18 protein-coding genes are annotated in these 23241 nt (G+C 64.5%); 10 read left to right on the top strand and 8 right to left on the bottom strand.

Features of this window, described 5'->3' with window-relative positions; all coding sequences use genetic code 11:
• Window positions 1–3: 3 nt before the first annotated feature.
• Window positions 4–594: a rhodanese-like domain-containing protein gene (locus AC3WLM_RS18935; RefSeq protein WP_492478437.1), complete on the top strand. Its 591-nt coding sequence runs from the start codon at window positions 4–6 to the stop codon at window positions 592–594.
• Window positions 595–641: 47 nt separating this feature from the next.
• On the opposite strand, the gene AC3WLM_RS18930 is transcribed toward AC3WLM_RS18935, so the two are convergent.
• From AC3WLM_RS18930 to AC3WLM_RS18920, 3 genes are all read right to left on the bottom strand, one after another.
• A complete protein-coding gene (locus AC3WLM_RS18930; RefSeq protein WP_193828554.1) occupies window positions 642–1007 on the bottom strand; it encodes a c-type cytochrome in 366 nt (121 codons plus the stop codon).
• A 73-nt stretch (window positions 1008–1080) separates the two neighbouring features.
• Complete coding sequence (locus tag AC3WLM_RS18925; RefSeq protein WP_039335621.1) at window positions 1081–1857, bottom strand: ThuA domain-containing protein; 777 nt, start codon at window positions 1855–1857, stop codon at window positions 1081–1083.
• A complete protein-coding gene (locus AC3WLM_RS18920) occupies window positions 1854–3254 on the bottom strand; it encodes an aromatic ring-hydroxylating oxygenase subunit alpha (protein WP_492478436.1) in 1401 nt (466 codons plus the stop codon). Before AC3WLM_RS18920 ends, AC3WLM_RS18925 begins: the two co-directional genes overlap by 4 nt.
• A gap of 151 nt (window positions 3255–3405) precedes the next feature.
• Between AC3WLM_RS18920 and AC3WLM_RS18915 the strand changes: the two genes are divergently transcribed.
• The 6 genes from AC3WLM_RS18915 (at window position 3406) to AC3WLM_RS18890 (ending at window position 13333) form a co-directional block, all read left to right on the top strand.
• Window positions 3406–4188, top strand: a complete 783-nt coding sequence (locus AC3WLM_RS18915) for an SDR family NAD(P)-dependent oxidoreductase (RefSeq protein ID WP_193828552.1) — start codon at window positions 3406–3408, stop codon at window positions 4186–4188.
• 5 nt (window positions 4189–4193) lie between these two features.
• A complete protein-coding gene (locus AC3WLM_RS18910; RefSeq protein WP_492478435.1) occupies window positions 4194–5009 on the top strand; it encodes an SDR family NAD(P)-dependent oxidoreductase in 816 nt (271 codons plus the stop codon).
• Window positions 5006–5785: an SDR family NAD(P)-dependent oxidoreductase gene (locus AC3WLM_RS18905; protein ID WP_492478434.1), complete on the top strand. Its 780-nt coding sequence runs from the start codon at window positions 5006–5008 to the stop codon at window positions 5783–5785. The genes AC3WLM_RS18910 and AC3WLM_RS18905 overlap by 4 nt, the downstream gene beginning before the upstream one ends.
• 209 nt (window positions 5786–5994) lie before the next feature.
• Window positions 5995–8961 (top strand): TonB-dependent receptor domain-containing protein, encoded by a 2967-nt coding sequence (locus AC3WLM_RS18900; RefSeq protein ID WP_230487893.1) that lies wholly within the window; start codon window positions 5995–5997, stop codon window positions 8959–8961.
• Window positions 8962–9449: 488 nt separating this feature from the next.
• Window positions 9450–12062: a glycoside hydrolase family 2 TIM barrel-domain containing protein gene (locus tag AC3WLM_RS18895; RefSeq protein ID WP_492478433.1), complete on the top strand. Its 2613-nt coding sequence runs from the start codon at window positions 9450–9452 to the stop codon at window positions 12060–12062.
• A gap of 23 nt (window positions 12063–12085) precedes the next feature.
• A complete protein-coding gene (locus AC3WLM_RS18890; protein WP_492478432.1) occupies window positions 12086–13333 on the top strand; it encodes an MFS transporter in 1248 nt (415 codons plus the stop codon).
• A 15-nt stretch (window positions 13334–13348) separates the two neighbouring features.
• Here AC3WLM_RS18890 and AC3WLM_RS18885 read toward each other — a convergent pair whose 3' ends face one another.
• The 4 genes from AC3WLM_RS18885 to manD are packed head-to-tail and all read right to left on the bottom strand — an operon-like array spanning window position 13349 to window position 18879.
• A complete protein-coding gene (locus AC3WLM_RS18885; RefSeq protein WP_492478431.1) occupies window positions 13349–15214 on the bottom strand; it encodes a sulfatase-like hydrolase/transferase in 1866 nt (621 codons plus the stop codon).
• Between the two features lie 33 nt (window positions 15215–15247).
• Window positions 15248–16126, bottom strand: coding sequence for a sugar kinase (locus tag AC3WLM_RS18880; RefSeq protein ID WP_492478430.1), 879 nt, complete (start codon window positions 16124–16126; stop codon window positions 15248–15250).
• The gene (locus AC3WLM_RS18875; RefSeq protein WP_039335608.1) at window positions 16126–17643 is read right to left on the bottom strand and encodes a hypothetical protein; all 1518 of its coding nucleotides are present in this window, start codon (window positions 17641–17643) and stop codon (window positions 16126–16128) included. The genes AC3WLM_RS18880 and AC3WLM_RS18875 overlap by 1 nt, the downstream gene beginning before the upstream one ends.
• Before the next feature lie 27 nt (window positions 17644–17670).
• Window positions 17671–18879 carry a D-mannonate dehydratase ManD gene (manD, locus tag AC3WLM_RS18870; RefSeq protein WP_039335606.1) on the bottom strand — a complete coding sequence of 403 codons (1209 nt, stop codon included), beginning with the start codon at window positions 18877–18879 and terminating at the stop codon, window positions 17671–17673.
• A 100-nt stretch (window positions 18880–18979) separates the two neighbouring features.
• Between manD and AC3WLM_RS18865 the strand changes: the two genes are divergently transcribed.
• Genes AC3WLM_RS18865 through AC3WLM_RS18855 form a run of 3 tightly spaced genes read left to right on the top strand, consistent with a single transcriptional unit; the run spans window position 18980 to window position 22550 of the window.
• A complete protein-coding gene (locus AC3WLM_RS18865) occupies window positions 18980–19732 on the top strand; it encodes a FadR/GntR family transcriptional regulator (RefSeq protein ID WP_039335594.1) in 753 nt (250 codons plus the stop codon).
• Window positions 19733–19773: 41 nt separating this feature from the next.
• The gene (uxaC, locus tag AC3WLM_RS18860) at window positions 19774–21189 is read left to right on the top strand and encodes a glucuronate isomerase (RefSeq protein WP_039335592.1); all 1416 of its coding nucleotides are present in this window, start codon (window positions 19774–19776) and stop codon (window positions 21187–21189) included.
• Window positions 21186–22550: a mannitol dehydrogenase family protein gene (locus tag AC3WLM_RS18855; RefSeq protein ID WP_492478429.1), complete on the top strand. Its 1365-nt coding sequence runs from the start codon at window positions 21186–21188 to the stop codon at window positions 22548–22550. The genes uxaC and AC3WLM_RS18855 overlap by 4 nt, the downstream gene beginning before the upstream one ends.
• A gap of 10 nt (window positions 22551–22560) precedes the next feature.
• Here the strand turns inward: AC3WLM_RS18855 and AC3WLM_RS18850 are convergent, their stop codons facing one another.
• On the bottom strand, window positions 22561–23229 hold the full coding sequence (locus tag AC3WLM_RS18850; RefSeq protein WP_062346523.1) for a GntR family transcriptional regulator: 669 nt from the start codon (window positions 23227–23229) through the stop codon (window positions 22561–22563).
• Between the last annotated feature and the right edge of the window lie 12 nt (window positions 23230–23241).

Below are 23241 nucleotides of genomic sequence, written 5' to 3'. Positions count from 1 at the left end.
GCCATGAAAACAAGGCATGTAGCGCTTTTCCTGGCGATCTTCGCCGCTTTCCAACTCCTCGGCAACTCTCGGGGGCAAACCGCCAACTCTGCCACAACTCCCCCCGAGCTGTTCGACGCTGCGGGCTATCGCAAGGCACGCTATCGCGCTCCGGTCGATCGCCCGCCGACACCGGCCGTTGCCATCTCGGCGGAAGAGGCGCTCCACCTGAGGCCGGGGGTCGATGCCCTGTTCATCGATGTGCTTCCGGCAGAGGGTGGCGTGCGCGATCCGCTGTCGGGAAGGTGGACGCTTGCTGCGCAGCATGAGACGATCCCGGGTGCAGCATGGCATCCCGAAACAGGGCGCAGCCATCCCGATCCGGCGCTTTGGCAGGGGCTGCGCACCGCGATTTCTGCCGAGCGGGCGAGGCACCCTTCGCTTCCGGTGGTGGTGTTCTGCCGCAGCGATTGCTGGATGAGCTGGAACGCCGCGCGTCGCCTGGCCAGCGAGGGATTTGCGCAAGTCTACTGGTTCGCCGAGGGTATCGAGGGCTGGAATGACGCCAGACGGGCGCTGGTCAAGGCGGAGCCGGTGACGATAGCGCCACACTGAGACCCTCCCCGTTTTAGCCCAGCACTATCGGGGAGGATTTTCCGGCGTTACTTCAGCGTCTTGAGGTAGGCGATGAGTTCGGCGCGCTTGGCCTTGTCCTTGATGCCGGGGAAGCTCATCCGGTTGCCGGGGACGAGTTTTGCCGGGTTTTCCAGCCACTTGTCGAGCGTGGCGTCATCGAGCTTGAGGCCGGATTTCTTGACCGCGTCAGAGAACTTGTAGGTGCCCTTGACGCCCATCTTGTGGCCATAGACGCCGTAGAGGTTGGGACCGATCTTGTCGGGCGCGCCCTTGGTGTTGCTGTGGCAGACGGCGCAGCGGGCCCAGGTTGAGGGCGGAGCGGCGGGGCCGGCTTGCGCGGCGTTGGCGGTCAGCAGGGCGCCGGCGATCAGCGCTGTGCGGAGGATGGTCATGTCGTCTCTCCCGGATTCGTTTACCCGGAAGGGTGTGACATGACCCCCTTGCCGCCAAAATTGGACTTTAGGATCAAGACTTGGGCGCGCGATCCTTGAGCCAGCCGATCCCGCGCCGCAGCAACTCGTAGAACACCGGCAGGTCCCAGGCGCAGCGGTCGACTGTCGGCCACCAATCAAGCATGGGTTGCAGGTCATAGTGCCCGCGGCAATGGCCGAGCGTGTTGTAGAGCACGCCGCCCTTTCCGTGGTCTTTCAGATACATGACGGCATGCTTGCCGATGGCGTCTGCCGCCTCGACGAAGCCGGTGCCCTCCACGGTGCAGTCGGTTTCCAGCAGCACATGTAGCTTGCCGTGGTACTCCATGTGATAGAGTTCGTCCGTGGTCTCGAACGGCTCGATACCCTGCACCAGCGGGTGATCGGGGTCCGCCACCGTGACCGTATAAGGCGCAATCGGCGGGTGGCTGAGGAACTGGCTGCCAAGCAGGTCCATCATCAGCGGCGCCCAGCGCGGCGCGTCCCACAGGTCCTTGTTGGGGCCTTCGGTGAGGAAGCGCAGGACGGAGTTGGTGCCGTGCAGCGCATACCAGCGCCCGCCCGCCTGCAGCCAATCGCGCAAGGCTTCCTGCGCCTTCAACGAGGGCGTGACGTCGCAAGTGTAGGTGATCAGGATGTCTGCTGCCTTGATCGCCTCGATGTTCTCGTAATCCTCGAAGACGCGGGTGCGGATCGCCGGGTCCTCGGCCAGCAGCTTGAGGATCTCCAGCCGGGCGAAGTCCATGTCATGCCAGACGCCGCCGCAGATGAGCACGCAATCGATGCGTGGAGGGTGGGCAACTTCGCTCATGCGTTCAGGTACTTGTCGAGCGTCTGGTGGAACTGGCGGATGCGGATTTCCTGATAGTCGCCCAAATTGACCTCGCCGGTCTTCGACGCATGGAGGCCCTCCTGCACGTAAGGCAGGTTGTCCATGTCCTGTTCGAAGACGTGGCCGAGCACGCCGAGTTCGGGCGCATCGGTCCACTTCTGGCCGTTCGACAGCAGCTTCATCGGCACACCGTGCGGCATGGGATCGCCCTTCTTGACGCGGGCGAGGATGCGCACTTCCATCAGGCAGGTGTCGGGCGTCTTTCCGGGGCGCCAGCGATAGACGATGTTCGGCATGAAGCCGCCCCACGGTGCGAAATTGGGGAAGACGTTGTAGACGAGGCCATCGAGCAGCTCGGCGTCGGTGGCGTGGTCGTGGTCGTAGCCGGTCTGCGCGGTATAGCCTGCGCGCATGGCGGCGCCCAATGCGGCGCGCGCGGTCATGCCTTCGGGCACGCTGACCGCGAAGGGATCGCCCGAGGCATCGTAGTTGTCGGCGCTGCGGCCGTTGTACTTGCAGAACTCGTCGACGATCCACTGCTGGGTCTTGCCGTTCGGATCGACGTGCGGAGACATGATGCCGAACGGAACGTGATTGACGTTCACGTTGTCGCCATAGGTCCAGTAGGCGCTGTTTGCATCGCCGGTGAAGGGCAGGAGCTGCGGGTGGGTGACGACGGTGTGCCAGGCTTCCATGAAGGCTTCGGCGGTGACCTTCCAGTTTGCCGGAACTTCCTTGGCCACCCAGATCACCGTGGTGCATTCCTCGTGGCGCCAGCGCTTGAAGAATTCGGGCAGCGGGGCGAGGTATTCCTCGAGAGTGGGGCCGCCCGGTTCCTCGCGCAGGAAGATGTAGCCGCCCCAACGGCCGACTTCGGCCTCGGGCAGGGCCATCTTGTCGGCTTGCAGGTGCTTGAAGTCCCACGAACAGGGCATGCCGGCAAAGCTGCCGTCCTTGTTCCAGGCAAAGCCGTGGAACGGGCAGGTGAAGGTGTCGGCGGTGCCGTCTTCGGTGCGCAGCTTGCGTCCGCGATGGAGGCAGACGTTGTGCATCGCCTTGACGCTGCCGTCTTCCTGGCGGGAGATCAGCCAGGAGCGCCCGGCGTTTTCGAACACGGTGTAGTCACCCGCTTCGGGGATGTCCTCTTCGCGCGCGGCGAATTGCCAGACGTGGGGCCACATCTTCTCGCGCTCGAGACGGGCGAAGTCTTCAGACGTGTATCGCTCTGCCGCCAGCGGTTCGGAGCCGCGGTACTGGTAGCTTTCCTCGGTGAGCATCGCCGGAGCGGGGCGCGAATCCTGGGCCAGCAGTTCCTGCCAGCTGATCGCTTCGCAACGGGCTTTTCCGCCGCCCATGTTAGGGTCACTGTCAGCCATTATGATTCCTCACCCAGATTCCGGTATTGGTGCCGGTTTTGCCGCCCATGCGCGCGCGCGTCACCTTGCTGAAAGCATAGGTTGCACGACTGCCGCCTGCGCGTAACCACTGACATCATAAACTGACGCAGATTCTTGCGGGAGAGAGCAATTGTCCAAGAGGCTTGAAGGCAAGGTCGCCCTGATTACCGGTGGCACCACCGGCATCGGCGCGGCCACCGTGGCACGACTGACCGAGGAAGGCGCCAAGGTCTGGTTCACCGGATCGAAGGAAGAGGCGGCCGCCACCCTTTGCGCCGAAACGGGCGCGGTGTTCCGCAAGCTGCGCGTGCAGGATGCCGCTGGCTGGCCGGGCCTGGTCGACGAGATCATCGCCGCCGAAGGCCGGCTCGACATCGTATTCGCTAATGCCGGCACCGAAAGCGGCGATGCCAGCATCGAGGATGTTTCGATCGAGGGCTGGGACAATGTCGTCGCCGTCAACCAGACCGGCGTGATGCTGACCGTTCAGAACGCCATCAAGGGCATGAAGCGCAATCCCGAAGGTCCGCGCGGGTCGATCATCATCAATTCCTCGATGAATGCCACGCGCCCATTGGGCAATTACGTGACCTATTCCGTGACCAAGGCCGCTGTCTGCGCGCTTGCCAAGTCTGCCGCAGTGCACTGCGGGCAAAAGGGCTATGCCATCCGCGTCAACGCGATCCTGCCCGGTGTGGTGGAAACGCCGCTGATCCAGCAGATCATGAACAGCCAGCCCGATCCTGCCGCTGCGCGCGCGATGTATGAGGGCATGGCGCCGATGAAGCGCATGGCGCAGTTGAACGAGGTGGCCGGGCTGGTGGCCTACCTTGCCAGCGACGAGGCCGGGTTCATCTCCGGCGCCGAATACGCGATCGACGGCGCGACGACCGCCGGCATGATGGGGGTCTGAGGAACATGGAATTGTCTGCACAGCGCCTGAAGGGGCGCGTTGCCTTCGTATCGGGCGGCCTGCGCGGGATCGGTCTGGCTTGCGCCGAGCGATTCCTGGCCGAGGGGGCCGAAGTCGTGCTCTCGGACCTCGATGCCGAGGATAGCGATACCGCGCGCGAAGTGATGGGCAGGCTGGGGCAGGCGGCCAGCTACATCAGCGCCAATGTCGCCAAGGAAGAAGACTGGGAGCGCGCGGTTGCCCTCGTGAAAGAGCGCCACGGCAAGTGCCACGTGCTGGTCAACAACGCCGGGATCGACCTGACCGGGCCGGTCGAGAGCCTTTCGATGGAAGGCTGGCGGCGGATCATGTCGATCAACGTCGATGGCGTGTTCCTTGGCACCAAGCATTTCGTCCCGCTGATGGCAGAAAGCGGCAAGGATTTCCGCGGCGGTGCCTCGATCATCAACGTCAGCTCGATCATGGGTCTCGTCGGCATGAACGAGGTTTCGGCCTATAATGCCAGCAAGGGCGCCGTGCGGCTGTTCACCAAGGGCATCGCCATCGAATTTGCGCAGAAGAAGACGCCGATCCGTGCCAATTCGCTGCACCCCGGCTTTGTAGAGACGCCGCTGCTCAAGGCCGGCTTCCAGCGCTGGGTCGATCAGGGCTTTGCCGAAAAGCCCGACGATCTGGTGGCAGGCGTGGTCGGCGCAACGCCGATCGGGCGGCTGGCGCAGCCTTCGGAACTGGCGTCGGCCGCGTTTTTCCTGGCCAGCGAGGATTCAAGCTACATGACCGGCGCGGAGCTGGTGATCGACGGGGGATGGACGGCGCAATGACAATCGCTCTCAGCAATGTGGTCGCCGTCGTCACAGGCGCAGCGGGCGGGATCGGGCGTGAGCTGGTCAAGGCGCTGAAGGCCGCGAACGCCACGGTGATCGCCACCGACCTTGCGCCAGACGCGCAGATCGAAGGGGCGGACCATTACCTCAAGCATGATGTCACGAGCGAGGCCGACTGGCAGGCCGTCGCGGCGCTGGTGCAGGACAAGTACGGGCGCCTCGATGCGCTGGTGAATAATGCCGGCTATTCGATCGTGACCAAGTTCGAAGAGACTCCGCTGGCCGATTTCCACCGCGTCAACGCGATCAACGTGGATTCGATCATTATCGGTACGCAAGTTCTGCTGCCGCTGCTGAAGGAAGGCGGCAAGGCGCGCACTGGCGGTGCTTCGGTGGTCAACTTCTCCAGCGTTGGCGGCCTGCGCGGGGCGGCGTTCAACGCGGCCTATTGCACCAGCAAGGCGGCGGTGAAGATGCTGAGCAAGTGTCTCGGTGCGGAATTTGCGGCGCTGGGCTACAACATCCGCGTCAACTCGGTGCATCCGGGCGGCGTGGACACCGGCATGCTGAACTCGATCATGGACCGCTATGTCGAGCTGGGCGCGGTGCCCTCGCGCGAGGTGGCGATGCAGGGCATCGTGGCCAACCACCCGATCGGCCGCATGGGTCGGCCTGAGGAAATGGGCGGCGGTGTGGTCTATCTGTGCTCTGACGCGGCGAGCTTTGTCACCTGCGCAGAATTCGTGATGGATGGTGGGTTCAGCCAGGTCTGATGAACGTTCGTTTAATTTTTTGTCACAGAATAGAAAGACAATTCAGGGGTTTAGGGAAAAGATTCGTCATACTCTGTGATGAAAATGCATCATCCTGAACTAAAGTTATGGGGCTGCCCGGAAATGACCCTCCGGGCAGTTGACCCTGTTAATCTTTGAGTGGAATTCCCGGCCAAGCGCTCAGACGCGACCGATCAATGGGGATTTCCATGACGAAAATGACACTCCTGCGGGCAGCCATGCTCGTTTCTGCCAGCAGCATCGCCACCCTGGCATTCCCTGCCCTTGCGCAGGATGCGCAGACGGCCGAACCGCAAGTGGCCGAGCAGGGCGCAGAAGCGACCGAAGACAGCGGCACCATTGTCGTGACCGGCAGCCGCATCCAGCAGCGCGCCGACTACAATGCGCCCAACCCGATCGTGTCGGTAACGTCGGAAACCTTGCAGCAGGCCGGCAACGTCCAGATCGTCGAGACGCTGGCCCAGAACCCGGCGCTGCTGAACTCGTTGAGCGGCGCGCGCACCTCGGGCTCCAACGCCGACTTCGGTGCGGTCGGCGTGCAGTTGCTCGACCTGCGCAATCTTGGCGAGAACCGTACGCTGACGCTGGTAAATGGCCGGCGCCACGTCGCCAGCCTTGCCGGTACCGCCGCTGTGGACATCAACTCGATCCCTACCGACCTGATCGAAAGCGTCGACGTCCTGACCGGCGGTGCTTCGGCGATCTATGGTGCGGACGGCGTCTCGGGCGTGGTCAACTTCCGGCTCAAGCGCAATTTCGACGGAGTGGTCGCTTCCGGCCAGATCGGCATCTCGGATCAGGGCGACGCCGGGCAACGCTATGGCTCGGTCACTGCAGGGCGCAACTTCGCAGACGGCCGCGGCAACATTGCGGTGGCCTATGAATTCCGCGAGATCGACCGTGTCAGCAGCTTCCGCCGCGACTTTACCGGTGATCCGCGACGCAGCTTTGGCCTGGTCCGCAATCAGGCGGACCTGCCGGACAATCCGAACTTGCCCGACCGGGTGCCGACCAACGACCTGCGCTACGCCGACAGCTCGGTCGATGGTGCGATCGACCTCGACTTCGACGGGATCCCCGACTTCACCGGTTCCGGCAAGGTCTATGACCGTGGTCGTTTGCTGAGTTCCGCCGGCGGCCTGACGCAAGGCGGCGACAGCACGCCGCTGGCCGGCTACCAGGGCGACTTGCAGGCCTACAACCGGACCCACAACGTCAATCTGCTGGCGCACTATGATTTCAGCGATGCGCTGTCGGTCTATGTCGAAGGAAAGTACGTCAAGAACCGGACCTTCACGCAGAATCAGCCCTCGTTCGATTTCTTCACGTACCTGACGCCGGACAACCCGTTCCTGCAGGATCGCTACGCCGGCATCGCCGACACCAGCGGCGGTGCGCTGCTGTCGCGCGACAACTTCGACCTTGGCGTGCGCGGCGAACGCAACGATCGCGAGACGATCCGCGCCGTCCTCGGCTTCGAAGGCCGCATTTCGGACCATGCACGCTATGACGTGTCCTACGTCTTCGGGCAGACCAAGTCGAACATCCTCCTGACCAACTACCGCATCGCCGATCGCTATTTCGCGGCCGTGGATGCGGTGCGTGATGGAGCGGGCAATATCGTCTGCCGTTCGACCATCGACCCCACTGGCAACATCGATCCCAACAACTACGATGCACCGGCCACGACCTTCACGCCAGGCGCGAACAGCGGATGCCTTCCGCTGAACCTGCTGGGCAACGGCGTGCGCAGCCAGGCCGCACTGGATTGGGTCAACGCCGACATCGTGAACCGGGCGCGCATTCGCCAGAACGTGATCTCGGGATCGATCTCGGGCGATTTCGGCCAGTTCTTCGAACTGCCGGGCGGCCCGGTCGGCTTTGCGCTGGGCGGCGAATACCGCAAGGAGTCGAGCCGTTTCGTGCCCGACGATCTGCTTCAGCAGGGTGCGCTGGCCGACTTTTCGCTGCAGCTGCCCGAGCAAGGCTCGTTCGACGTCAAGGAAGCGTTTGCCGAGCTTTCGGTACCGGTCCTGCGAGAAATGCCTTTTGCGCACAACCTGACGCTGGGCGCGGCGATCCGCCTTTCGGATTATTCCACGGTGGGCAAGACGACCACCTGGAAGATCGACGGTACTTATGCGCCGATCCCCGACGTGACGTTCCGTGGCACGCTGTCTGAGGCAGTGCGCGCTCCGAACATCACCGAACTGTTTGCGCCGCGCAACGGTGGCTTCTCGTTCATCAGCGATCCGTGCGATCCGGTGTTCATTACCGAAGGCACGCAGTTCCGCGAGGCCAACTGCCGCGCTGTGCTGACTGCAGCCGGCCTGACGCCCGCGCAGATCGCAGCCTTCAACCCCGAGAACGATCCGACCGCTACGGTCAGCCTCCCCGGCTTCTCCGGTGGCAACCGCAACCTTCGCGAGGAGACGGCGCGGACGTGGACCGCTGGCGTGGTGTTGCGTCCCAGCTTCATCCCCGGCCTCGTCGCCTCGTTCGACTGGTGGGACATCAAGCTGAAGAACGCGGTGAACACGCCGACGGCCCAGGACGTTGCCGAACTTTGCGTCGACCAGCCGAGCCTCGACAACGTGTTCTGCCAGAACGTGGGGCGCGCAACCGGCACCGGCTATATCAACACTTACTTCGTGCAGCCGGTGAACGTGGCGAACTTCCGCACGGCAGGTGCGGACTTCCGCCTGAACTACAGCTTCCGGACGGACAAGCTCGGCTCGTTCAGCCTCAGCCTGATCGGCGGCTATCTCGACCGGCTCGAGTTCATCCCGACCCCGGGCGCGAACGTGGATATCGATCGTGAGGAAACCTACAGCCCCAAGTGGAACGCCACTGGCGACATTACCTGGAAGATGGATGGCGTGACGGTGAACTACGGCATCAGCTGGTTCAGCAAGACGCGTCGCTACGAGCTGGAAACACTGGCCGCCAACCCGGACATCGTCGCGCCCGAGTACTTGTGGATCAAGGAACGCTGGCAGCATGACGTGCAGGTGGCGTTCGACGTGGACGACAAGTTCCGCTTCTACATTGGCGGCAACAACATCTGGAACCAGAAGCCGGACCGCTTCTCCAGCAACTATCCGATCAGCTTCGTCGGCCGCTACCTCTATGCAGGTGCCCGCGTGACCATGTGATCGCCCAAGAGCTCTGATTGCGAAGGCCGGTCCCGCTGGGGCCGGCCTTTTGCGTTGTGGATCGCTTTGCAAGTGCCGCCTTGTTTCAGGGCAGGGTGACGACGCTGTGAGCAAATTTGGACTGGCCAATTCCCGTAGTCTCGGCTTTATGCTGGCGGCGCCATCGTGCCACTGGCTCTGCAGAAGCCTCTGATTGTTATGCAGAATGTCCAAATGTCCGACCCAAATGACCGGCCCAAGTGTCGAACAGGGCAAAAAGTGCTTTGTGGTCAGGCCAAATTTTGCGTAAGTCATGAAGATTGGACGGTGAACCTTCGCCGGATTGGATCGACAGGCGCTTTGCCTCAGGTTCGATCAAGTTCCGAAGGGCTGCCGGTCAGCAACGCAATAAGCAGAAGCTTACCTGGAGAGGTTGAATGGGGTCATTTCGAGCAGGTCGTGCGAGCGCAATCATTGCCGCTCCCGTCGCTTGCCTGGTCATCGCCGGCATGTTGCCTGCCTTCGCGCAATCTCGGCGGGACGTGATGGTTCTGGATGCGGGCTGGCGGTTCTCGGCAGAAGACGTGGCGGAGGCGAGCGCCCCGGATTTTGCCGATGCGACGTGGACGCAGATTTCGGTTCCGCATACCTGGAACCGGGTTGGTTATTACAAGCATGACCTTGGCGGCACGAACACGGCCGCGACAGTGGACAAGCGGCAGGGCATCGGTTGGTATCGCCTGCATTTTGCAACTCCGACGGGCGCCAGGGGCAAGCGCCATTGGCTGGAGTTCGATGCGGCGAGCCGCGTGGCCAAGGTCTGGCTCAACGGGGTTTACCTTGGCGAACATCGCGGCGGGTTCTCGCGCTTCAGGTTCGATGCCACGGCGGCGATGAAGGCTTCTGGAGAGAACGTGCTTGTCGTCCGGGTGGACAATGCACAGCCCAAGGCCGGTGGCTCCACCGCCGACGTCCTGCCGCTTTCGGGCGACTTCTTCGTGCACGGCGGGCTCTACCGGCCGGTGCGGCTGGTGACGACCGCACCGTTGCATATCGATCTCGCCGATGCTGGTGGGCCGGGCGTGCGCGCGACTACGGTAAAGGCCGACAAGGATCAGGCGCAGGTCGACCTGGTGGTGCGGGTGCAGAACGATACGGCCAAGGCTTCCAAGGCCAGCGTCAGGGTGCGGCTGATCGACCGAGACGGTGCCGAAGCGGCCAGCGCGACTGTTCCGGCGACGCTTGCGCCGGGCAAGGTCGGCGAGGTTGCCGCTAGGCTGACAGTGGCGGGTCCGCACCTGTGGCACGGCACTGCCGATCCCTATCTCTACGATCTGGTCACGCAGGTGGTTGCCGCCGATGGCACAGTGTCGGACGAAGTGCGCCAGCCTTATGGCTTGCGCACGATGGCGTTCGATCCAGATCGCGGCTTCATCCTGAACGGCCAGCCCTATCGCCTGCGCGGCGCAGGCTATCATCAGGACCGTGACGGCAAGGGCTGGGCGATTTCGCGCGAGGATGTGGCCGAGGATATTGCCACCTTGCGCGAGATGGGCGCGAACACGATCCGCCTGACCCACTACCAGCACGGGCAGGACGTGCACGATCTGGCCGACCGCGCCGGAATGGTGGTGTGGGACGAGATCCCGCTGGTTTCGGTGTGGACGCTGGGCGGCAGCAAGGTGCCCGATCCGGCGCTGGTCGCCAATGCCAAATCGCAGCTGACCGAATTGGTGCGCCAGAACCAGAACCATGCCGCTTCGGCCATCTGGAGCATCGCCAACGAGGTGGACTTCGGCAATTCGATCCCGTCTTTCATGTTTGGCGGGGCTGATGGCCGGGAGGTCGATCCCATGCCGCTGCTGAACGAGTTGCAGAAGACGGCCAAGGCGCTCGATCCTTCGCGGCCGACAGCGCTGGCGACGTGCTGCGAGGCGCGGGCATTCGGCAATGATATCGAGATCCCCACGACAGCCGCGGCAGCGGACCTTGGCGGGGCCAACCGCTATTTCGGGTGGTACTTCGGCAAGCCCGGCGACCTCGGGCCGCATCTCGAAGGACTGCGCGCCAAGCGGCCGCAGCAGCCGCTGGCCGTGACCGAATACGGCGCCGGCGGCGCGCTGACCATGCACACAGACAATGTGCTGGGCGGGCCGGCCGATTCACGCGGCGCGGCGCAGCCGGAGGAATACGAGAGCCATATTCACGAAACCGCGCTGGCGCAGCTGGATGCGCGGCCCTGGCTCTATGCCACGTGGCTGTGGAACTCGTTCGACTTTGCCACGACGGTGCGGACCGAGGGCGATGCGCAGGACATCAATACCAAGGGCCTGATCGCCTACGACCACAAGACCCGCAAGGACGCCTTCTGGTTCTACAAGGCGAATTGGAACTCCGAGCCGATGGTCCACATCACCTCGAAGCGCTATGTCGACCGCGCCTATCCGGTGACGGACGTGAAGGTCTACAGCAACACCGCGAGCACCGAGCTGCTGCTCAATGGACGCTCGGTGGGGGTGAAGAGCGATTGCCCGCAGAAGGCCTGCGTGTGGAGCGGCGTTCGCCTGGACGAGGGCAGCAATGCGCTGGTGGCGCGGGGCGTCCACGCCGGCGGCACGGTCGAGGACAGCGCACGCTGGATGCTGGCGCCGGAGACTGCGCGGCGCTTCGTGATCGATGCCGGGACGCTTCTGGCAGCGAAGAGCGAAGGGCGCGTGCTGGGTTCGGACAACTGGTTCGAGGGCGGGCAGGCGGGTTCGCTCGACAAGCCGGCCGACTTTGGCAAGCCCGCGGTGCCCACCGCGATTGCCGGAACGACCGACCGGGCCGCGCTGGCGACTTATCGCAGCGGCACCTTCTCCTACCGCGTGCCGGTGGCTGACGGGCGCTACAAGGTGACGCTGTGGTTTGCCACTGCGCCAACGCAGAAGCCGGGCACGTTCGAGGTGAAGAGCGGCAAGAAGACGCTGTTGCGCAAGTTCCAGCCAGCCATTCCGGCGAGCGGGGCGGTGGCTGAAGCGCGGACCTTCACGGTCAAGGCAAAGGGCGGCCTCGCGCTCGACTTCATCAGCGGCACCACCGATGCGCGGGTCTCGATGATCGAGATCGAGCGGCTGCGCTGACCTCAAGGCAACGGACAGAAGCTATGCTCAGGAAACTTCCGCTGCGCTGGTGGATCATCGCGCTGATCACGCTCGGCACGATATTGAACTATCTGGCGCGCTCGACGCTGTCGGTGGCGGCGCCGACGCTCAAGACCGAGTTTGCGATGACGACCGAGCAGTACAGCTGGGTCGTGCTGGCGTTCCAGGCGAGCTACACGGTGATGCAGACGGTTGCGGGCGCGGTGCTGGATGCGCTCGGCACGCGGCTGGGGTTCTTCCTCTTCGCCGTGGGCTGGGCGCTGAGCAACATGGCCCACGCGCTTTCGACCGGGTGGATGAGCCTTGCCTTCTTCCGCTCGCTGCTGGGCGCAAGCGAGGCAGCGGCAATCCCGGCGGGCACCAAGACCGTGGCGCAATGGTTTCCGGCGAAGGAGCGGCCGCTGGCCACCAGCCTGTTCCAGATGGGCACCAGCGTTGGCAACATGATCGCGCCGCCGCTGGTCGCGTTCTGCATCCTTGCCTGGAACTGGCAGGCGGCGTTCCTGGTAACCGGTGCGCTGAGCCTTGTCTGGGCGGGGATGTGGTGGATCGGCTATCGCGATCCCGCCGTGCACCCGCGCCTTTCGCAGGCGGAACGTGACGCGATTGCCGCGATGAACCAGCCCGACGCGACCAAGCCGGCAACCAAGGGGCAGGTGCTGCGCAGCCGCTCGTTCTGGGCGATTGCCGTGCCGCGCTTCCTGGCCGAACCGGCGTGGCAGACCTTCAACTTCTTCATCCCGCTCTACCTCGTGGCGGTGTGGAAGCTGGATCTCAAATCCATCGCGCTGTGGGCTTGGCTGCCGTTCCTGGCGGCAGACTTCGGCAGTCTGGCTGCGGGGCTGCTGCCGCCGTGGCTGATGAAGCGCGGTTCTTCCATGCTGTCATCGCGCAAGATCACGATGACGATGGGGGCGCTTTGCATGGTCGGGCCTGCCTGTATCGGGCTTGCCACCTCGCCCGAGATGGCCATTGCCCTGTTCTGCATCGGCGGGTTTGCGCACCAGCTACTCAACGGCGCGCTGATCACGCTGTGCGCCGACGTGTTCGACAGCCGCACCGTGGGTACGGCCAGCGGCATGGCCGGGACTTCGGCATGGGTCGGCGGCATGCTGTTCACGCTGCTGATCGGCCAGAGCGCCGACGTGTTCGGTTACAACCCGCTGTTCGTGGCGCTGGCAGGGCTTGATCTGCTGGCGGCGGTGGTGCTGTGGGTGCTCCTCAGGGAGCGCAAGATTGGCCGCGCCTGAGCCAGACGCGGCCGATCACCATTCACGCCGGCCGAAGGTGCGCGAGGGATCGTAAGTGCCGGAAAGCTTGGCGACCGTAGCGCCGGCAGCACGGCTGAGGTACTGATCGCGCTCTGCTGCCACCGGCCGCAGTCTGTCCAGCAAGGGCAGTGCAACCTGCCCGAGTTCCTCGATGGCGTTGAGGCTTTGCAGCCGGGGTGGAAATGGCAGGGCCGTGCCGGACGCGATCTGCCCCAGCACGGCCAGTGCCTCGTCCACCTTGCCCAAACGGCAGCATGCCTCCGCGGCGACGACGCGTACGGCAGGCCAGTTGTCCCGCGTGGCGGCGGAGCGCAAGGCTTCGATGTGTGGGGCTGCGGCATCGCCGACGATCAGGAGGCCGGTCGCCGCCCAGTATCTGATGACCCCGTTCGGGTTTTGCAGTTGCCGGGCAAAGAGGCCCGCCTTTTTGCGATCCCCGCGTGCAGCCGACTGCGCGAGCTGCATGATGCTCTTCAGCGGATAGGTCGCATTGTCCCGCGTCTGGTCGAACCCTTCTGCCGGCGTGCCTTCGGGAATGAAGCCATTGTCCCGGTTTTCCAGCATGTGCCGATCCAGCACCCGGCGCAGGCGATGCAGCAACGGTGCATGGGCGCTGTTTGCGGCGAGGTTGTTGATCTGGTCCGGATCAGCCGAAAGGTCGTAGAGTTCCTCATAGGCCTTGGGCCTGAAGAACTTGTCCTGCACTTCGTTCAACCGGCCAGCCAGATGCTCGCGCTCGAGTGACTGGTAACCCTTGGTGATCCATTCGAAATCCACGCGCATTCCCAGCATGCGATGGGGCATGTAGTTGCGGATATAGCGATGCCTGCCATCAGTGACGGTGCGGACGAAATCGTAGCGCTCGTCCATGCGGTTGCGCATCCCGAAGGCGTAGCGCGGCAGGTCCTTTGCAAACCGGCCCATCAAGGCGCGGCCCTGCATGGTCACAGGTGGTTCGACTCCGGCCAGCGACAGCACGGTGGGCGGCAGATCGAGCAGGCTGACCGGTGCCTTGACGGACGTGCCGGGCGCGAATGGCGAAAGATGACGCCAACGCGGCGGGACGTAGGCAATAAGCGGAACCCGCAGTCCCTCCTCGTAGCAATAGCGCTTGGTTCGAGGCAACGACCCGCCGTTGTCGCTATAGTAGAAGACGATCGTGTTTTCGGCGAGGCCGTCGCGGGCGAGATCTTCCAGTCGGGCGCCCATTTCGGCGTCCATCATCGTGATCAGGCGATAATAGTTGGCAAAATCGCCCTGGATTTCAGGCGTATCGGGCAAGTACTGCGGGATCTTGAACGGACCGTAGCGATCGGCGCCCGGCTGGCGCTGGAACTGCCGCGATTCATGCGTCGTCATTGAATTGAACACGGCGAGAAAGGGCCTGCCTTCCGGCCGGTTGCGCCAATGCGCCCGCGTGCTGCTATCGTCCCAGATCGCGGCGGGATCGACGTCGCAATTGTAGTCGGTCTTTTCGTTGTTGGTGCAATAATACCCGGCGCGCCGCATCAGGTCGGGGTAGGTGGGCAGGATGGCCGGCAGATGGGCATTGGCGCGCATGTGCTGTGCCGGCGCACATGAGGATGCATAGATGCCGGTCAGGAGCGTGAACCGGGACGGCGCGCAAACCGGAAAATTGGAGTAGGCGCGTTCGAACAGAATGCCCTTCTGTGCCAGCGCGTCGAGGTTCGGCGTCTGCGCCAGACGATCACCATAGCAGCCGAGGAACGGGTTGTTGTCCTCGCTGACGAGCCAGAGGATATTGGGGCGCTCGCCTTGTTCAGCCGCAGCCGGAGATACTGCAGCGGCGATCGCCGCGCCCAATGTGCCTTTGAGAATATCGCGCCGGTTGCGATGCATCGCTCGTTCCAATCAGGTGTGTATATGGCACGGTCAGCGCGGCGGGATCGCGCCCGGGCGCATGATTGTCCAACCAGCAAGGTCGTGCCCCGCTTTCGCAGCCTGTGCAACCGGTTCGCCACAAAGGCGCGCGCCAAGGTAGCCTGCGTTGAAGGCATCGCCCGCGCCGCTGGTATCAACGGGCTTCAGGACTTCGGCAGGAGCGAGGATCTGGCCATCGGGTAGGCGGCAGCCTTGCGCGCCCATCTTTACGATGGTTTCGCCGCAGCCAAGGCCTTGCCAGTGGGCGGCGACGGTAGCGGCATCTGCCTCGCCCGAGAGCATGGTTTCATCCTCGAGCGTGGGCAGGCCGATGCTGGCGACGGCGATGGCGGCATTGCGCGCGGCTTGGGCAGTTTGCCGGTCGGGCCAGAGGCGCGGGCGGTAGTTGCCGTCGAAGGCGACGAGGCCGCCCTTGGCGCGGACCTTGCGGGCGAGGGCAAGCAGGGCCTCCCTGCCGTTTTCGGGCAGGATGGCCAGCGATATCAGCGAGAAGGCAAGCAGGTCCGCCGCTTCGGCATGGGCCAGTGCGGCCTCGATGCCGTTGCAATCGAACAGAGCGCGCGCCGCGCTTTCGCCGCGCCAATAGGTGAAGCTGCGCTCGCCCGCATCGTCGCAGGTGATCGCGTAGAGGCCGGGATTGCGCGCAGGGTGAGCGAGGACAAGACTGGTGTCCAAACCTTCGGCCGCCCACTGCGCCTTGATATCCGCGCTGAACGGATCGGGGCCGAGTGCGGTCAGATAGGCGGTCTCCACCCCGCTGCGGGCGAGGTGGATCGCGGTGTTGAGCGTATCGCCGCCATAGGCGAGGCGCCAGAGGCTGCCGTCCTGCGACAGCTCCAGCATCGCCTCGCCGACAAGGACTGCGCGCATCAGCGGCAGGCCGGGTTGGCGGCGCCGGGCATGGCGTAGAAGGCGATGGACTGGCCGGGCAGGGTGACCTTGCCGTTGACCGCCGTGCCTTCAAGGCCGGTCAGCTTGTAGTCCGCAGACAGGGCAGGGGCCTTGCCGTTGACCAGCACCGCGCGCGTGTCGAGCGGCTGCCCGGTCATCGTCCAGCCCATGCCCTTGCCGCCGAGGTTGACGCGCTGCGCGGCCTCGCCAGTATTGAGCGCCATGACAGTCACGCCACCGGGCTGGCCGGGCATGCAGTGGGCATAGAGCCGCAATGCGGGCGAGGGCGATGCCGGCGAGGCGAGTACGGTGCTGCCCATCGTGCGCTTCCACAGCACAGCGGCCCAGTAGTTCGGGCGCGGGGTCAGGGTATCGCGGTCGATCAGGGCATAGTCGCTGGCGGCGAGAGTATTGTGCATGACGACCTGCAACCCTTGCTGCGCCAGCGCGGCGTTCTGGTTGAGGTAGCGGAAGGTATCGAGGAAGGTCGAGGCCCACGGGCTGCCACCACAGGCGGCCTGAGCGGTTTCGGTGTTCCACATCGGCTTGCCGGGCTCGAACCGGTCGCGCAGCGCGGCGTAATAGCGGTAATCGCGCACGGTCATGTCGAGCCACTTGGCGGTGAGCGCGTCGGCCTTCTGTGCAGTGCCGATGCCAAGGCCCGCACAGCGCTGCGAGACGCTGCCGTAGAAGTGGTAGGAGACCCCGTCCACGCTGTTCGGGTTGGCCTGCATCATGTCTTCGCTGCTGACGTGGGTGCCCATTTCCGCGGGTACGGGCACGTCCTTGAGCAGACCAGCCTCACCAACACCGCCGGCGCCCAGAATCTTCATCTCGGGCACGGCCTTGCGCGCCCAATCGCGGAACAGGCGGAATTCGGCGCCGTAGTTGGCAGCGGTGTAGCCCTTGGGCATCTGCGGCGCGGCGCTGGGCATGTTGGCTTCGTTGAAGAACTCGGCGGCGTAGAGCGAGCCGCCCGCCTCGCGGGTAAGATCAACCAGGCGCTGCGCTTGCGCTGGCGTCCACACGCCATTGGCATCGCGCGTGCCGTTGCTGACGGCGAAGCTGGTGACGATGGGGGCATCGACGGCCTTGGAGAAGGCCACCACGTTCTTCCACTGATCGCGGGTCAGCACCTGTACGAAGCCTGCGGGCGGGGCGGAGAGATGTTCGCCTTCGGCTTCAAGGTAGGTGTTATTGGCCCAGGTGCCGCTGACCCGCACGAGGCTGGGGCCGAGTGCCTTGGCCAGCGCGACGAGCTTGGGATCGGTCAGGTCGATCGGCGGGCGCTGGCGATAGCGTTCGTCCGCCGGGCCGCCATAGGGCGCCCAGAAGCGTCCGCCGGTCACTTCGACCATCTCGATGTTGTAGGACTGATAGCGATCGCTGACGGTACCGACCTTCGCAAGCCTGGCAAGCTGGAGCGAGGGGGCGGGAACGGACGTCGCGCCGGTCAAGGCAACCATGGCGGTCGCCGCAAGAAATGCCTTCTTCATGATATCCTCACTGTTGTCGTTGTTGTCCTACCAGTTCCACATTGTTCCGTCCTCGAGCCGTGCGACGGGGAGGTATGCTGGTTTGTAGGGGTATTTGGCGGCGAGATTTTCGTCGATGTCGACGCCGTGTCCGGGGGTATCGCCGATGAAGAGTTCGCCCTTTTCGAAGTGGTAGTCGTGGGGGAAGACTTCGTCGGTTTCGGGGGTGTGGCGCATGTATTCCTGGATGCCGAAGTTGGGGACCCAGGTATCGAAGTGGAGGGCGCAGCCCATGGTGACGGGCGAGAGGTCGGTGGCGCCGTGGCAGCCGGTGCGGATCTGGTAGAGGCTGGCGAGATCGGCGATGCGGCGCAGGTGGGTGAGGCCGCCGGCACCGACGACGGTTGCGCGGATGTAGTCGATCAGCTGGTTCTGGATGAGATCCTTGGCATCCCAGATGGTGTTGAAGATCTCGCCCACGGCCAGCGGGGTGACGGTGTGCTGGCGCACCAGCCTGAAGGCTTCCTGGTTCTCGGCAGGGGTGCAGTCCTCCAGCCAGAACAGCTGGTAGGGCTCGAGCATCTTGCCAAGGTTGGCCGCTTCCTGCGGGGTGTAGCGGTGGTGGCCGTCATGCAGCAGGTGATGGTCGAAGCCGTAGGTCTTGCGCAGCTCCTCGAACATCTTGGGCACATAGTTCAGCGCCTTGCGCGTGTCCCACCCGGTGACCGAGGGCAGGGCAGCATCGGCCGGTTCGTAGTAGAGCTTGCCGCGGCCCACGCCATAGGCATCCTTGATGCCGGGAACGCCGGTCTGGGCGCGGATCGCCTTGTAGCCCATGTCGATGTAGTGGCCGACCGCTTCCACCGTCTCGGCAATGTCCGCGCCGTTGGCATGGCCATAGACCATGATCCCGTCGCGGCTGCGGCCGCCCAGCAACTGGTAGACCGGCATGCCGGCCATCTTGCCCTTGATGTCCCACAGCGCCATGTCGACCGCGGCGATCGCGCGCATGGTGACAGGCCCCCGGCGCCAGTAGGCCCCGCGATAGAGATACTGCCAGATATCCTCGATGCGGCGCGGGTCCATGCCGATGAGGCAGGGGATGACGTGCTCCTCGAGATAGGCGACGACCGAGAGCTCGCGGCCGTTGAGGGTGCCATCGCCGATGCCGTAGACGCCCTGGTCGGTCTCGATCTTCAGCGTCACGAAGTTGCGGCCCGGGCAGGTGACGATGACGCGGGCGGCGGTGATTTTCATGGGGGACACTCGCTAAGGACAGGCGGATTGTGGTAATACCGATTGACGGACCGGTTTCGGTCTGTCAAGTTTCTTGAATTGGTAATACCAGAAAGTTTCCATGACAACTGGCAAATCACACGACCGGCTCTATCAGGATCTCGCCCGCTCGCTGCTCGATGAACTGGCCAGCGGGCGCTATCCGGTGGGCAGCCGCCTGCCGGCCGAGCGCGACCTTGCGCTGCGCTACGAGGTGAGCCGGCCGACGGTGCGCGAGGCGATCATCGCGCTCGAAGTGCAGGGGCTGGTCGAGGTGCGGGTCGGCTCGGGCGCCTATGTCAAGCGGCTGCCCGGCGAGAACGACCGTCCCGGCTTCAACGTGACCGCGTTCGAACTGACCGAGGCGCGGCTGCTGTTCGAGGGCGAGGCAGCGGCACTGGCCGCCACGCAGATGACCGACGAGGACCTTGCCGAGATCGAGGTGCTGGTCCAGCAGATCGCCGAGGAGAACCGGAGCCCCAACGGCACCGAGACCGCCGACCGCGCGTTCCACCTCGCCATTGCCAAGGCGACGCGCAACGTGGCGGTCTACAACACCGTGGCGCAGCTGTGGGACCTGCGCGGCACATCGCCCGAGGCCGCGCTCCTGCACGAGAAGGCCCGCCACGCCAACATCAAGCCGGTGGTCGAGGAGCATACCGCGATCCTCGAGGCCCTGCGCGCGCGTGACCCCAACGCCGCCCGCACCGCCATGCGCACCCACCTCTCCGCCGTGCTCGACGGCCTCCTCTTCGCCACCGAAGAACGACTCCTCGCCGAAGCACGAAGAGCAACACAAGCCAAACGCGATCGCTACGCCAAAGCCACGGCGTGAATTTCGCTGGATCACTTCAAATACGGTCTGAAAGAGTAGAAATGCCCCGCATCCTTGAGCTTCATCCGGACCGGCTTTTGCCGGCTGATCCATCGGTGCGCGCGATTGCGCGCGAGCTTCATGCAAGCGTTGCGGGTTTGCCGATCGTCAGCCCGCATGGTCATACCGATCCGCGCTGGTTTGCGGGCAACGAGACCTTCGGCAATGCCACCGACCTGTTGCTGGTGCCCGACCACTACGTCTTCCGCATGCTCTATTCGCAAGGGGTGGCGCTGGAAGACCTCGGCGTGCGCAACAAGGCGGTCGATCCGCGCGCGGCATGGCGGCTGTTCGCCGAACGCTACTGGCTGTTTCGCGGCACGCCTTCGCGGATGTGGCTCGACTGGGTCTTCGCCGAGGCCTTCGGCATGGGCGTGCAGCTGGGCGCGGAGACTGCCGACCTCTATTTCGACACGATCACCGAGATGCTGGCCAGCGACAGCTTCCGCCCGCGCGCGCTGTTCGATCGCTACAACATCGAGGTCATCGCCACGACCGAGAGCCCGCTCGACACTCTGGAGCACCACGCCGCGATCCGCGCCGAGAACGCGCGCGCCGGCGGATGGCAGGGCCGCGTCATCACCGCCTATCGTCCCGATCCGGTGATCGACCCGGAGTTCGAGGGTTTTTCAGCGAACCTCGACCTGTTCTCGGGGCTGACCGGCGAGGACTGCCGCACGTGGGCCGGCTACCTTGCCGCCCACCGCCAGCGCCGCGCCTTCTTCAAGGACATGGGCGCGACCAGCACCGACCATGGCCATCCCACGGCAGCAACCGCCAACCTTTCCGCATCCGAAGCGGCTGCGCTGTTCGAGCGGGTGGTTTCGGGCGAGTTCCATTCCTCGGACGCCGAGCTGTTCCGCGCCCAGATGCTGACCGAGATGGCGGCGATGAGCCTGGACGATGGCCTTGTCATGCAGATCCACCCCGGGTCCTTCCGCAACCACAATGCCGCGCTGTTCGAACGCTTCGGGCGCGACAAGGGCGCCGACATCCCGACCCGCACCGACTTCGTCCATGCCCTGAAGCCCCTCCTCGACCGGTTCGGCAACGAGAAGGACCTCTCGATCATCCTCTTCACGCTGGACGAGAGCGCCTATGCCCGCGAACTCGCGCCGCTGGCCGGGCACTACCCCTGCCTCAAGCTCGGCCCGGCCTGGTGGTTCCACGACAGCCCGGAAGGCATGAAGCGCTTCCGCCAGATGACGACCGAGACGGCGGGCTTCTACAACACCGTCGGCTTCAACGACGATACCCGCGCCTTCCTTTCGATCCCGGCACGGCACGACGTTGCCCGGCGCATCGATTGCGGCTTCCTGGCGCAGCTGGTGGCCGAGCACCGCATCGAGGACTGGGAAGCGGCAGAGCTTGCGCAGGACCTGTCGTACAATCTGGCGAAGAAGGCCTATAACCTGTGAAGCGCCTGTCCCCGGACACGCTGGCAGCCCTGCCCGCAGAGGTTGCTCGCCCGCTCTACGATCGCGAAAGCCAAGAGGTTGGCATCGTCCACTTCGGCATCGGCGCATTCCACCGCGCGCATCAGGCCTGGTACACCGATGCGGCGATGAATGCTGGTGACCGTGACTGGATGATCACCGGTGTCTCGCTGCGCTCGGCAGGCGTTGCGCGGCAGATGAACCCGCAAGGCGGGCTCTATACGGTGGCCGAGCAATCGGACGACGGGATGCGCGCGAGGATCGTGGGATCGGTCCGCAACGTGCTGGTGGCGAGCGAGGAACCCGATGCGGTGATTGCCGCCGTGGCTGCGCCTGCCACCCGCATCGTCAGCCTGACGGTGACCGAGAAGGGCTACTGCCGCAATCCTGTTGGCAGCCTCGACTTCGACCTCGCGCATTCCTTGAGCTTCTACTACTTCGTCACGCAAGGCCTGCTGGCGCGGGCCAAGGCGGGACTGCCCGGCGTGACGCTGCTGTCGTGCGACAACCTGGCCGAGAACGGCGCGATACTCGAGCGCCTGATGCGCCAGTACCTTGCCCGGCACGAGCCTGATCTGGTGGACTGGTTCGATCGGAACTGCACCTGCCCCGCGACGATGATCGACCGCATCGTGCCCGCCACGACCGACGAGGACCGCGCGGCGGTGGCAGCAGCGCTGGGCGGTCCTGAAGACGAGGCCTGCCAGGATGAAGCCTGCCAGGATGAAGCTTGTGTCGTCACCGAACCGTTCAGCCAGTGGGTGATCGAGGACCGCTTTGCGTCCCCGCGTCCGCGCTGGGAAGCTGTCGGCGCGCAGATCGTCTCCGAGGTTGCCCCTTACGAGACGGCCAAGCTGCGCATGCTCAACGGCGCGCACTCGCTGCTGGCATACTGCGGGCTCAGGGCGGGCCATGAATATGTCCACGAAGCCATTGCCGATCCTGCCTTGCGCAGCCTTGCCGAGCAGTTGATGCGCAACGAAGCCGCACCGACGATCGCGACCGCACCGGGGCAGGACCTTGCCGCCTATGCCGATGCGCTGATCGCCCGCTTCGCCAATCCCAGCCTCAACCACCGCCTGATCCAGATCGCCATGGACGGCTCGCAGAAGATCCCGCAGCGCTGGCTCGAGACGCTGGCGCACAACGAGAAACACGGCCGCACCTGCCCCGCCATACGCGAAGGCCTGACCGCCTGGATCCACCACCTGCAAGGCCACAACGGACCCGTCGACGACCCCCTCGCCGACAAACTCTCCCGCGCCGCCAAAAGCGCCGATCCCATGACCGCGCTGTTCGGGGACGGCGGGCCGATGGCGGGAGTCTGGACGTTCAAGCCGTGACGGGACCCGGTCAGCGGTAGAATTCGTCCTCGATGCGGGCGAGGGTTTCGAACCCGTCGCCGATGTGCTGGCGCATGGCGCGTTCGGCACCATCGGCGTCCCCGGCGAGAATCAGTGCAAGCATGGCCTGATGATCGGCGTTGGCGGTCTTCAGGCGCTCCTCGTCATAGAAGCTTTCGAAAAGAAGGCGATGGATCGGCACGTTCAGCCGCTGGAGGTGATCGGCGATGACCTTGTTGCCCGATCCTTCGACGATCAGGCGATGCCATTCATTGTTGAGCCTGCCGAACCGGTCCGGCGCGCGTTCGCGCACGCAGGCGTCAAGCTGGTCCTGCAAGGCCTTGAGCCGGCCCAGCATGACGGCATCGGCATTCACGGTGAAATCGTGCGCCGCCATGCCTTCGAGCGCCATGCGCGCCCGATAGATCTGGCGCACCTCGTCAAGCGTGGAGCTGCGGACCGACGCGCCGCGAAATTCCTCGATCTCGACAAGGCCTTCGCCTTCGAGCCGCTTGAGCGCCTCGCGCACCTTTGACCGGCTCGCCCCGGTCTGGCGGATGATATCGACCTCGACCAGTCGCTGGCCCGGCACGAAGCGGCCGGTCCGGATGCGTTGACGGACCCAATCGGCGATTTCCTGCCCCGAAGGGGCGCGATCAATGGCTGCATCCTGGACCATGCGCAACCTTAT

The organism is Novosphingobium sp. FW305-C-30-35 (assembly GCF_058783135.1).
Note: the sequence above shows the minus strand (reverse complement) of the source record. Positions and strands in the feature narration are given on the sequence as shown.